Genomic DNA, 12,194 nt, shown 5'->3' on the forward strand with positions numbered 1-12,194 from the left:
CACGACGCCGTATCGCTTCTGCTTTACGGCCTCGCTTGCGCCTGCGTCAATTATTCATCCGGCGGTGGTATATGTTTCTAGAATTTAAATCGATTACACTAACGCACCAGCCATAGGCTGTTTTTGATTCATTTATCGTGCTGACAAGTAGGTCGGCTCAACATACGCTAGGGAAAGCATATGCGTCGTGTCTTATTCATAACGGGTCTTTCGTTTTCGCTTTTTCTTACGGGCTGCCAGGTAGTCAATACAACCAGTGGCGGAGCAGTAGGGGTCGAGCGTAAGCAATACATGTTCAGCATGCTGTCTGCCCAGCAGGTTGATCAGATGTACGCAGAGTCGTATTCCAGTTCAGTTAACAAGGCCAAATCATCCGGTGCGCTCGCCAACGAGACAGCAGAGGGCAAGCGTGTCCGTACGATTGCCAAGCGGCTGATCGATAGGGTTAGCTACTTCCGTCCCGATGCTGCTGCCTGGGATTGGCAGGTCAACCTGGTCAAAAATGATGAACTCAATGCCAACTGCGGTCCGGGCGGCAAGATCTTTGTTTATACCGGTCTGATCCAACAGCTAAAACTTACCGATGATGAGCTTGCAGCGGTAATGGGGCATGAAATTGCTCATGCGCTCCGTGAGCACAGCAGGGAAAAAATGTCTCGGGCGTATGCATTGCAACTAGGCCAAAGCCTTGGTGGCGCCTTGCTGGGCCTTAACCAATCGTCAATGCAAATTGCGAATAAGGTAACGGAAGTTGGTTTATCTCTCCCGTTCAGTCGATCAAATGAAAACGAAGCAGATCTGATTGGCCTGGAGTTGGCTGCCCGGGCGGGCTATAACCCCAATGCGGCGTTGAGCCTCTGGCAGAAATTTGCACAAGCCTCAGCCAGGATGGGCAATAAGACACCTGAGCTTCTGAGCACGCATCCCTCTGATGAGAGCCGCATGGCCTCGATTCAAGCAGCCGTCCCCAAGGTGATGCCCTTGTACCAAGCCAGCCGCAAGTCTTGAGTTCGATCTTTATCCATGGCTTATATGGATAAGGATATGCACTGCGATATCCTTATCCAGGCGATTTTAAGACATTAATTAAGATCCGCCCGGGTATCTTAACGAGCAGCAATACCCTTCTTCTGCTTTCGAGTTAACATCAGTGTTAACACCTGTCTACGTGAAAAAAGCCTCGGACGGGTACTTTTGAAACCCTTTGGCTGTTCCCCAAACGCTATGAATTCCTTTGTTTCCCTGCTCAATATTCTTGTCGTTGAAGACGATCCGGTGTTGGGTATGCACCTGCAGGCTCAGCTATCGGCGAGGGGATATGCGGTAGTGCTATGCAGTGATGCCTGTCGAGTCGCCACACTGTTGAAAGAGCAGGTGTTCGATCTGGTAGTACTGGATATTCTGTTACCCAATGGCAATGGGCTTCACCTACTGGAGCAGATTCGTTCGTATAGTGCCGTACCGGTTATCCTGGTCTCGGCGCTGGGTAGCGAGTCTGATCGTATCGTCGGCTTTCAAAAGGGAGCAGATGATTATCTACCCAAGCCCTTTAGCATGGCGGAGCTGGATGTGCGAATCGGAGCGCTGCTCCGGCGCATTGCGTTTGAGCGCTCGGCCATGGAGACAGCGCCAACCGTGCAGGGAGAGCTGTACTTCGATCTTATCCGGACCGATGTGGTTTATAAGGGGCAATGGGCGGAACTGACCACAACGGAATTTCGTATTCTCGAGCTATTGAACCGGCACGCTGGAGAGGTACTCAGCAAACCAGTGTTGTATCAGGAAGCTCTGCAACGTGCCTACTCACGCTACGATCGTAGTCTTGACATGCATGTCAGCCATATTCGCCGCAAGCTCCAGAGCATTGATTACTCGGCTTGCGAAGTTCGTACAGCCTGGGGGAAAGGCTACGTGCTGGTGTGTTCATCTTCATGATACGACTCCCGTATCGGCATTCCCTGTTCTGGAAGCTGTCTGGTCTTACCATCGCCGCCTGTCTGGTCATCGTCTGGCTGAGCTTAAGCTGGGGACGCAGCATGGAGCACAGTCATTACGAACTGGCACAAGCCGATAAAGAGGAACTGCTGAATTATGCTGCTTCCGTTGAGCAGGCATGGAGGACACAAGGCAAGGAGGGTGTTGAAACTGCATTACGACGTATCCGAGAGGGAGAACAGGTTTGGGCTGTAGCAGTTGATCGTCTTTATCAGCCGTTAGGTCAGCGCGCCCTGACGCCTGGTGATGCCGATCGGTTCAGCTTTATGCGCCGTCTGGATTGGCCGTTGAGTGGCCGTGCTACCGAATTGCCTGTAATGGATATTCCATTTCCTCAACATCCTGAAGCGGGCCGTTTGGCAATGGAATTGCCCGAGCGCATGTGGTCCGGCAAGCCTTCCGTTCTGGGCCGTCTGGTGATCCATGGGCTGTTTCCCATGGCTACCATGTTTCTGTTATGTATTCTGCTCTATCGTCAGCTCATGGTGCCTTTGAGATGGCTCCAAGAGCAGGCATCCTCTGCTTGTCGCTCAGGCAGAAAGCCTACAATCGGCGTAAGCGCTCGCAGCGATGAGCTGGGTGAGCTGGGACGCGCCTTTGATCACATGGCGGAGCGGCTGGAAGGTCATGTCGACTACCAGCAACGACTTCTGCGAGATATGTCCCATGAGCTGCGCACACCGCTGTCACGGCTGCGTGTGCTGTGCGAGTCCTCCGAGGATGCGAATACGTTGCGTGCCCGCCTTGAGCGTGAGTTAGCCGGTATGCAGGAGCTGGTCGAGACCACACTGGAGCTGGCCTGGCTGGATACGGATAGACCCTCGCTGCTATGCGAGCCGATCAGCATGCAGTCGCTCTGGAATATCCTCATTGAGGATGCCTGTTTCGAGACGGGTTGGTCACGAGACGCTTTTGTATATCGCTTACCAGACAATTGCTGTGTACAAGCTCATTTGAATAGTCTGGCCCGTGCCCTGGAAAACCTCTTGCGCAACGCGATTCGTTACTCACCGGAAGGAGGATATGTGATTCTGGGGGGGCATTATGAGGGCAGCGAGTGGTTGCTGTGGATACAAGACCAAGGTCCGGGGGTTGCAGAAGGTGCGCTCGACTACATCTTCGAGCCGTTTACCCGGCTCAATGGTGCCCGGCCTGGCGGTGACGGATTCGGCCTGGGTCTTTCCATCGCCCGATCGGCACTAATGATCCAGGGCGGCGCTATCTGGGCTGAAAACTGCAATCCAGGGCTTCGTGTGACCGTGCGCTTGCCTGCTGCTGAAATTGTATAGATTGTAAAAAAGCTTTCTTCTCAAATGGGAATGAATAGCATTTGCGCCAACTTTGGAGCGGTCTCGTTTCGAGATTTGTAAAACAGGAGTTGGTCATGCTGCGTATTCCTCATTCATCCACGCGACTGAGCATCGTACTGTGTGGGGCTCTTGCCAGTCATTCCGGCCTTGCGCTTGCCCAGTATGGCTCCAGCGAGCCGGTTGAGATGGAAGCTACCACGGTTATGGGTACCGCCGAGGAAGAGGCCAGGCAGGCCTTGGGTTCCTCAGTGATTACTGCAGAGGATATTGCCAGGCAACCACCGGCCAATGATCTGTCGGAGATTATTCGGCGCCAGCCCGGTGTCAATCTCACAGGCAACAGTGCCAGTGGCGCGCGCGGTAACAATCGGCAAATCGACTTGCGAGGTATGGGGCCTGAGAACACGCTGATTCTGATCGATGGCCTGCCCAGTACCTCCCGAAATGCCGTCCGCTATGGTTGGGACGGTGACCGTGATACGCGGGGTGAGACGAACTGGGTTCCAGCTGAAGAAGTCGAGCGTATCGAAATCCTGCGTGGCCCGGCGGCGGCCCGTTATGGCTCCGGTGCCATGGGTGGGGTCATCAACATCATTACCAAGCGTCCTACGGAGCAATGGCATGGCTCGATGACGTTTTATGCCCTGGAACCCGAAAGCGGCGATGAAGGCAACGGACGCCGTGCCAATTTCAACCTGAGCGGTCCGCTGACGGAAGCTCTGGCATTTCGAGTCTATGGCAATATCGCCAGGACTGATGCAGATGCTTTGAGCATCAATGAAGGACATCAGACCTCGGAAGGCAGTGTCACGGCGGGTCGGGAAGGCGTACGCAACAAGGACATCAATGCGCTACTCAGTTGGCAACTTGATCCGCAGCAAGTCCTCGATTTTGAAACTTCCTACAGCCGCCAGGGCAACATTTATGCCGGCGACACGATGCTCAATAACTCTGGCGGCAACGATGCCTTTGTTCGAAGTCTGTACGGCCATGAAACCAATGTATTGCAGCGCTCCAGCTTTACGTTGAAGCATAAGGGAACGTGGGATTGGGGTAATTCCACACTGGGCCTTTCCTATGATTACACCCGCAACTGGCGTCTGAACGAGGGACTTTCAGGCCGTACAGAGGGTGGGCCAAGTGAAGGGGATGGCGCGTTTATGTCGCGCCTGCGCAATACCCGCGCCTTTGGCAATCTTGATCTGCCTATCGACAGCGCAATGCCTCAGGTCTTAACCATTGGCGCCGAGTATTTACACGAGTCGCTAAGTGACCCTGGTTCTCTGCGTGCTCAGTCTTCTGATCCTGAGCCTGGCCAGATAGCAGGTTTTGATCGCACCCAGACCAAGACGACAGCCAACAGCTACGCCTTTTATGTTGAAGATAATGTGCAGGTTACAGACCGGACGGTGCTGACCCCTGGACTACGCTTCGATGACCATCAGACCTATGGTGATAATTGGAGCCCAAGTCTTAACTTGTCCCATGAGATCACGGACCGACTGACGTTCAAGGGTGGGATTGCGCGTGCTTACAAAACACCGAATCTGTATCAGAGCAATCCAAACTATCTTCTGTACAGCCGTGGTAACGGCTGTACAGCGATTACGTCTGGAAACGGAGGCTGCTATCTGGTCGGTAACGAAAACTTAAAGCCTGAAATCAGCATCAACAAGGAGCTGGGTCTGGCTTATGATGTCGGAACATGGAGAGCCAGTGCGACCTATTTCCGTAACGATTACAAAAACAAAATCGTGGGCGGAAACGAATTTATCTATCGATTGGGCGACACCGGGCCTCGTGTACTGGAGTGGGAGAACACCGGTAAGGCGGTTGTCCAAGGGGTTGAAGGCAACCTGTTCATTCCGCTGACTGATACCGTGGATTGGAACACCAACTTTACCTATATGATCGAATCCAAGGACAAGCAGACAGGCGATCCTTTAAGCATTATTCCCAAATACACCATCAACAGTACGCTGGACTGGTACGTCACTGAAAAACTCTCTGCACAGCTTAATGTTACCCATTATGGAAAGCAGGAGGCTCCTTCATACTCTCGGCGTACCAATACGGATTATGAGGCTGCTGCCCAGAAGGACATTGATCCGTATACGTTGGTAGGCGTCAGCAGTGGTTATGAGTTTAACGAGCATTACAAAGTGCGTTTTGGTGTGAATAATCTGTTCGACAAGCGCATCTATCGAGAGGGCAACGCTTCGAGCGCCGGTGCGGTTACATACAACGAGCCGGGTCGTGCGTATTTTGCTTCCTTTACCGCCTCGTTTTAATGTTATTAAATCGGGCCGCCTGGCTAACCCGCTGCCCGTGCCGTATTTCTATTGTGGAGTTGTGTCATGAAGCGTGTTGATTCCAGTATTTTCCGTCTTAGTGTTCTTTTGTGCAGTCTCGTGCTAACTACCACAGCAGGTTCGGCTTTGGCGGCTACTGTTTCCACTGCCCACGGCGAGCTGAAAACCCCGGATACACCTAAGCGGGTCGTGGTGCTGGATGAGGCGGCTATGGATACCGCGCTGGCAGTAGGTATTAAACCAGTCGCTACGCTGGCGAGTCGTGGTGGCACCAGCGTATCAAACTATCTGCAGGATCAGGCGGGGCAGCCCGCTATCGTGGGTACGGCTCGTGAAATTAATCTGGAAGCAGTTTTCAACCAGAAGCCGGACCTTATCCTGGCGCGACAGGATTTACCGCAAGAACAATATGCCAAACTTAGCCTGATTGCTCCGACGGTAGTACCAAAAGGAGGGGAGTCGTTAGCTGACTGGCGAGCCAACGCAGAGCTTTATGCCCAGGCGCTCAACCGTAGTGATGAATTGAAAAAGCAGTTCGATCAGATAGACCAGCGTGTTGCCAAATTGAAGACGCAAGTCAAACCAGGGCAAGTGTTGTCGGTTGTTCGCTGGAATCCTCAGGGACCGATGGTCATGTCGAGCCATCTCTTTGCAGGCCAGTTACTGGAGCAACTAGGCTTTGCCAGTACGCAACTGGCCTCAGAGCTCAAAGATCGTCCTCATAGCGATATCTTGAGCCTTGAGAACCTGTCAAGCGCTGATGGAGACTGGATTTTCCTGGCTACCTTGAATGAGAAGGGTGACGAGGCCTTGGAGGCTGCTCGCAAGCAGCCTGCCTTTACTCGCTTGAAGGCCGTTCAGGCGAAGCAGGTGGCCACGGTTGATGGGCAGGTGTGGAGCAGCGGGTCAGGTCCGCTGGCTGCTGAGCATGTACTGGATGACGTGGAGCGTATCGTTCTCAAATGAAGGTGTCCGCTTCGCCTCGTTTGGGTGTTCCGTTCATTGCCTGTTGTCTAACGCTGCTGGTGATTCTGCTCACCAGCTTGCTGCTTGGTGCTGGGGAAGTTTCCGTGCTCCGTAGCATCAATGTCTTGCTTGGGGGTGGGGACGATGAAGCTCGCTTTGTTGTCCTCGAGCTGCGTGGGGCGCGCACGTTACTGGGACTTCTGGTGGGTATGGCCCTTGGCGTTGGTGGAGCCGTTTTGCAAACGGCAACCCGCAATCCGCTTGCGGAGCCCGGACTCCTGGGTGTTAGCGCTGGTGCATCCTTTGCCATGGTGGTTGCCATTGCGCTCGGCGCCAGCGCAGCTACTGTCAATCTTGGCATGGCCATTACTGGAGCCATGCTTGGATGCCTGCTCGTTGTGGCGGTGACTCAAGTGCGCGGATTTGACGCCGACCCTGTTCGCTTGATCCTGGCGGGAATGGCGCTCACAGGAATTCTGGGCGCCGCCAGTACCTTACTGCTCCTGTATGACCAGCGTACTGCCGATGAAATTCGGTTTTGGGTCATTGGCGCCTTGGCAGGCAGGCCCGCAGATACCCTGTCTTGGGCGCTGCCGGGCACACTGGCAGGCCTGTTGGTCGTGGCCCCTTTGGTCAGACCCCTGGCCGCCTTGAGCTTGGGAGAGCGTATGGCCATTGGATTAGGGCATCACCCTCAATTGACCCGATTGATCGCACTACTAGGCGTTGCCATTTTAGTAGGGACTGCCACTGCAGTAGCTGGGCCTATTGGCTTTGTCGGATTGGTTGTGCCGTTCTTGGCGCGGCGAATGGTCGGGCCTGATGTCCGCCGTGTCCTTCCATTATCACTAGTCCTGGGGCCCGCGGTGCTGCTATTGGCTGATATCTTGTCGCGCCTTTTGGTCAAACCTTACGAGCTTCCCATTGGTGTTGTGACTGCCTTTATCGGTGCGCCAATCCTGATGATAGTCGTCCGTCAACATCGCCTGCCTTCATTATGATTAGACCTTTTTCATCTCCGGTAACAGCTCGGTTTTGGTGGCTACAGGCAGGCCGTCAGGTGAGTGTACTAGTATCGCGGAGAGGCAGTGTCGTTGCGCTGTGCCTGACAGTGCTGTTGATCCTCATGAGCGGTATCAGCTTGGCGTATGGCGTAACCGGGCTTAATCCCTGGCTGGCGCTGAAGGCTGTCATCGGGCACGGCGATCCCATGCATTTATTTTTGATTCAAGAGCTTCGCTTTCCCCGGCTCTTGGCTGGACTTTTGACAGGGGCCGCATTCGGGTTGGGAGGGTGCATGTTACAAACCCTGGCACGTAATCGGCTTGCAACGCCCGGGGTTATTGGTATCGACAATGGTGCAACGGCCTTTGCTGTCGCTTCCATCGTTGCTGTCTCGACAAGCCTTGCGCCATCAGCCCTTGCCTTGAGTGGTGCGGCAACCGCAGCGGCCCTGGCGTTTGCCTTGGGTGGTGGTGCAGGCGCACGTGGGTATCGCTTCATTGTTGTTGGAATCGGAATTGGTGCATTGTTTGGCGCCTTGACCAATCTGATGCTGGCACGTTCGTCCATCGATGCGGCCAACCAGGCCTATCCCTGGACGGTTGGCAGTCTTAACGCGCGCTCTCCAGCCTCGATTCAATTGTTGGCTATTGGTTTGCTGATAGGTTTACCGCTAGCCAAGATCCTGGGGCGCACCTTAGCGGTTCTTAGATTTTCCGATTCGGTCGCCATCGGGCTGGGCGTGCGTATACGCCTGGCCCGGGTACAGATTCTTATGCTAACTGTTCTGCTCACGGCGTTAGCGGTCGCGGTTGCCGGTCCTGTTGGGCTTATCGCCTTGCTGGCACCCGAAGCGGCCCGCTATCTGGTCGGACAACGCGGTGTCCCTATCGTGACCTCTGCATTAGCAGGAGCCCTTCTGATGATCCTGGCAGACTGGGTGGGAAGAACCTGGTTTGCTCCTATCGAAATTCCAGTAGGTGTAGTGACTGCTGTCATCGGCGGACCTTACCTGCTCTGGATTTTATTGCGTCAACCTGTCCGGAAGTCGTTATGAGTAGTACTGTTTCACCGTTGCTGATGGCGACTAACGAGCATTCGGTTATTTTGGAGACCCGTCTTCTCGAGCTTGCTCATGGTCAGACGACCATTATCAATGGGCTTAATCTTAGAATCCAGCCGGGGCGGGTCACCGCTATTGTAGGGCCCAATGGATGCGGGAAGTCTACGCTTCTGGCGGGTCTTGCTCGACTGCTCAAGCCGCGTGCGGGTGCGGTTCTACTCGATGGGAAGGTCATTGGTGAGCTGCCTTCCCGGCAGGTCGCCCGACAGCTTGCACTGCTGCCCCAGGATGCCAGCGCACCGGATGGATTGACCGTATCTGACCTCATCCGCTTTGGCCGGCAGCCTCATCAGGGCTTGCTAAGGCAATGGTCTACAGATGACGAAGCTGTTGTTGATGCGGCATTAAAAGCAGCGGATCTGATTGAACTGGCCGAGCGGCCGCTTGATTCGATGTCGGGTGGGCAGCGCCAGCGTGCCTGGATTGCCATGGCCATTGCTCAGCAGACACCGCTACTCCTGCTTGATGAGCCAACCTCTGCACTGGATCTTGGGCATCAACTGGAGGTATTTGAGCTGATTCGCATGCTGGCCAATGCGGGCAAGACGGTGGTCATGGTGGTGCATGACCTCTCTCAGGCCTGCCGCTACGCCGATCATCTGGTCGCCATGCAGTCTGGTCGTATTATTGCTGAAGGTGTCCCGGCCGACATTGTCACCCCTGAGCTTGTTGAGACCTTATATGGCGTCCGCTGTGTTCTATTGAAGGATCCGGTTAGCGGAACACCCTTGATCGCCGGGGTCAGCCAGCGCTAATGGGACGCTCAATAGTCGTTTCTTTTCCTGAAGGCCCAGCGCCCTGCCAATAAGGTAAAGCTGGCAACCAGGATGACCAATATCCAGAAGCCGTGAGGCGCATCGGCGAGGGGGATGCCGCCCACGTTCATTCCAAAGAAACCTGCCACGATATTGATTGGCAAGGCCAGCACCGTGACCAGTGTCAGGGTGAAAAGGGTGCGGCTGGTTTGTTCGTTGATCTGTGCGGCGATTTCTTCCTGAATGAGTTTGATCCGCTCAATCAGCACGGCCAAGTCGCTGATAACCAGTGAAAACTCGTCGGTCGCTGCCCGTAGCTCCCTTACATCCTCCTCCATGAGAAAGCGCGGCGGGCGATTGAGCAGCCGCATCAGGGAGTTGGGTTCTAGGGCCAACAGGCGTTGGATACGCACCAGGGTACGACGCATGTTGCCAAGCTCGGCGCGGTTGTCGGCAAGGCGGGTAGAAAGTAGGCGGTCTTCGATACGATCAACACTCAGGTTGGTTTCTCGAACGATCTGGGTAAGTACCTCTTCTTGGTCACGCAGCAGGTGGATCAGGAGTTCCAGCGGGGAGCGAAAACCCTCACCCTTCTTGACCGCCGCGCGCAGGCGGTCCACCGAGCGAAGCGGTTGATGCCGTACGCTGATCAGCATGCGCCGGTTGGCACAGACATACAGCGTGGCTACATCATAGGAAGCCTGTCCGAAGTTCAGGACGACATCGTTGACAACCGCGAGCAGGGTTGCATCGACATGTTCAAGACGAGTAGAGCGTGACCCTTCACTCAGGATTTCAAAAAAGTAGTCGGGCAGATCCAGGTGGGTCATCATCCAGCGTTTGCAAGCGGCATGGGCCAGGTTCAGATGCAACCAGACAAACTCGTCTCGCTCCTCTAGTCGCTCAAGTGCCTCCGTTACTCGAAGTGTGTCGATCTGTTCGCCAGGCTCGCCGGGGCGGAATATGAATCCATACAGGATTCCGGAAAGGTCAGAGTATTGCACGCCTGAAAGCAGCGATTGATCCATGCCAGCCCAAAACGGAGGAGTAATAAATCGCTGAGTAAAGCCAAAGAATATGACAAAAGGATGACGGGTGAGCGGACGTGGAACATCCTGTTGTTCGAGGGCTGGGAGAGCATGGGCTGCTCTCCCAGATCTGGCTCAGGTGACGACACGGTAGCAGGGTACATAGGGCGCGCCACCGGGCAGCTTCATCCGATGCTGGTCCACAAAGGCCTGCAACAGATGATCCAGCGGTTTCATGATGGCCGGGTCACCATGAATTGTGTAGGGACCGTATTGCTCGATCAGCCGGATACCCTTGTCCTTGACGTTACCTGCCACAATGCCTGAGAACGCCCGACGCAGATTGGCGGCCAGCTCATGGGGCGGTATCTCGCGGCTCAAGGTGAGGCTCGCCATATTTTCATGGGTTGGATCGAAGGGGCGCTGGAAGCCCTCTTCAATCTTGAGCATCCAGTTGAAGTGAAAGGCATCGTTACGCTCGCGACGGAACTGTTTGACGGCTTTGAGACCTTTGGCCATTTCACGCGCCACTTCAGAGGGATCATCGATGATGATCTTGTAATGCTTTTGCGCCGCTTCGCCCAATGTGGCGCCAATGAAGGCATGTAGCTGTTCCAGGTACGGTGCAGCGCTGCTTGGGCCGGTCAGGATCACCGGAAATGGTAGGCCAGCATTTTCGGGATGCATGAGAATCCCGAGCAGGTAGAGAAACTCTTCCGCCGTGCCTGCTCCACCTGGAAAGATGATGATGCCGTGGCCAACCCGTACGAAAGCCTCCAGACGCTTTTCAATGTCCGGCAGGATCACGAGTTCGTTAACGATCGGATTGGGGGCTTCGGCGGCAATGATGCCTGGCTCGGTCAGACCCAGATAGCGACCGCCCGAGATCCGCTGCTTGGCATGGGCAATCGTGGCGCCTTTCATTGGGCCTTTCATCACGCCCGGGCCGCAACCGGTACAGATATCGAGGCTGCGTAGGCCCAATTCATGACCGACCCGCTTGGTGTACTTATATTCCTCGGTGCTGATTGAATGGCCGCCCCAACAAACAACCATCTTGGGCTCCACACCGGGCCGCAGGGTGCGGGCATTACGTAGCAGGTGAAATACGTAATCGGTAATGCCCTGCGAGGTATTCAGGTCGATCCGAACACTTTCCAGCTCGCTTTCGGTGTAGACGATATCCCGTAGCGCACTGAACAGCATCTCACGAGTGCTGGCAATCATTTCGCCGTCGACGAAGGCATCTGCCGGTGCGTTGATCAGCTCCAGCCGTACGCCTCGATCCTGCTGATGGATGCGAACCTCAAAATCCTGATAAGCCTCAAGAATGGTCTTGGCGTTATCGCTATGGGCGCCTGTGTTGAGGATCGCCAAGGCGCATTGGCGGAACAGGGTGTAGACGCTTCCTGAACCGGCAGCACTCAGTTGTTGTACTTCGCGTTGCGAAAGTGTTTCCAGGCTCCCCTTGGGGCTGACGGAGGCATTGATAACGTGTCTTGGAGCCATGCTTGATTCCTTATGACGAATACCACCACGCTAACGCGTGTAACATCAGGATGATGATCGCCGAGGCGATCGTGTAGTGCAGGGTGTTCTCTTCGGTACTGACCACCGACGAGCTATGAAATCACAGCAATTTGTATCATTGGCTTCTCCCTGACGCGAAAAGATTCCCAACGCAAGTGGCGCATGTATCCCAC

At 54.7% G+C, this 12,194-nt stretch carries 10 protein-coding genes; 8 read left to right on the plus strand and 2 right to left on the minus strand.

The window, feature by feature from the left end; genetic code table 11:
- Nucleotides 1-180: 180 nt before the first annotated feature.
- From GM154_RS20075 to GM154_RS20110, 8 genes are all read left to right on the plus strand, one after another.
- The gene (locus GM154_RS20075; RefSeq protein ID WP_010798940.1) at nucleotides 181-1,008 is read left to right on the plus strand and encodes a M48 family metallopeptidase; all 828 of its coding nucleotides are present in this window, start codon (nucleotides 181-183) and stop codon (nucleotides 1,006-1,008) included.
- Nucleotides 1,009-1,224: 216 nt separating this feature from the next.
- The gene (locus tag GM154_RS20080; protein ID WP_074828338.1) at nucleotides 1,225-1,935 is read left to right on the plus strand and encodes a response regulator transcription factor; all 711 of its coding nucleotides are present in this window, start codon (nucleotides 1,225-1,227) and stop codon (nucleotides 1,933-1,935) included.
- On the plus strand, nucleotides 1,932-3,284 hold the full coding sequence (locus GM154_RS20085; protein WP_219653161.1) for a sensor histidine kinase: 1,353 nt from the start codon (nucleotides 1,932-1,934) through the stop codon (nucleotides 3,282-3,284). Before GM154_RS20080 ends, GM154_RS20085 begins: the two co-directional genes overlap by 4 nt.
- A 95-nt stretch (nucleotides 3,285-3,379) precedes the next feature.
- Complete coding sequence (locus GM154_RS20090; RefSeq protein WP_219653162.1) at nucleotides 3,380-5,596, plus strand: TonB-dependent siderophore receptor; 2,217 nt, start codon at nucleotides 3,380-3,382, stop codon at nucleotides 5,594-5,596.
- A 66-nt stretch (nucleotides 5,597-5,662) separates the two neighbouring features.
- Nucleotides 5,663-6,583, plus strand: a complete 921-nt coding sequence (locus tag GM154_RS20095) for an ABC transporter substrate-binding protein (RefSeq protein WP_019364542.1) — start codon at nucleotides 5,663-5,665, stop codon at nucleotides 6,581-6,583.
- Nucleotides 6,580-7,584 carry an iron ABC transporter permease gene (locus tag GM154_RS20100; RefSeq protein ID WP_010798945.1) on the plus strand — a complete coding sequence of 335 codons (1,005 nt, stop codon included), beginning with the start codon at nucleotides 6,580-6,582 and terminating at the stop codon, nucleotides 7,582-7,584. The genes GM154_RS20095 and GM154_RS20100 overlap by 4 nt, the downstream gene beginning before the upstream one ends.
- Nucleotides 7,581-8,642: an iron chelate uptake ABC transporter family permease subunit gene (locus GM154_RS20105; protein ID WP_125888843.1), complete on the plus strand. Its 1,062-nt coding sequence runs from the start codon at nucleotides 7,581-7,583 to the stop codon at nucleotides 8,640-8,642. The genes GM154_RS20100 and GM154_RS20105 overlap by 4 nt, the downstream gene beginning before the upstream one ends.
- Complete coding sequence (locus tag GM154_RS20110; RefSeq protein WP_308460626.1) at nucleotides 8,639-9,463, plus strand: ABC transporter ATP-binding protein; 825 nt, start codon at nucleotides 8,639-8,641, stop codon at nucleotides 9,461-9,463. Before GM154_RS20105 ends, GM154_RS20110 begins: the two co-directional genes overlap by 4 nt.
- 8 nt (nucleotides 9,464-9,471) lie before the next feature.
- Here GM154_RS20110 and GM154_RS20115 read toward each other — a convergent pair whose 3' ends face one another.
- A complete protein-coding gene (locus GM154_RS20115) occupies nucleotides 9,472-10,491 on the minus strand; it encodes a transporter (RefSeq protein ID WP_010798948.1) in 1,020 nt (339 codons plus the stop codon).
- A gap of 135 nt (nucleotides 10,492-10,626) precedes the next feature.
- Nucleotides 10,627-12,000, minus strand: coding sequence for a nucleotide 5'-monophosphate nucleosidase PpnN (gene ppnN / locus GM154_RS20120; RefSeq protein ID WP_010798949.1), 1,374 nt, complete (start codon nucleotides 11,998-12,000; stop codon nucleotides 10,627-10,629).
- Between the last annotated feature and the right edge of the window lie 194 nt (nucleotides 12,001-12,194).

This window comes from Pseudomonas sp. MAG002Y (assembly GCF_019400845.1).
In the GTDB taxonomy this organism is placed as follows: Bacteria; Pseudomonadota; Gammaproteobacteria; order Pseudomonadales; family Pseudomonadaceae; genus Chryseomonas; species Chryseomonas luteola.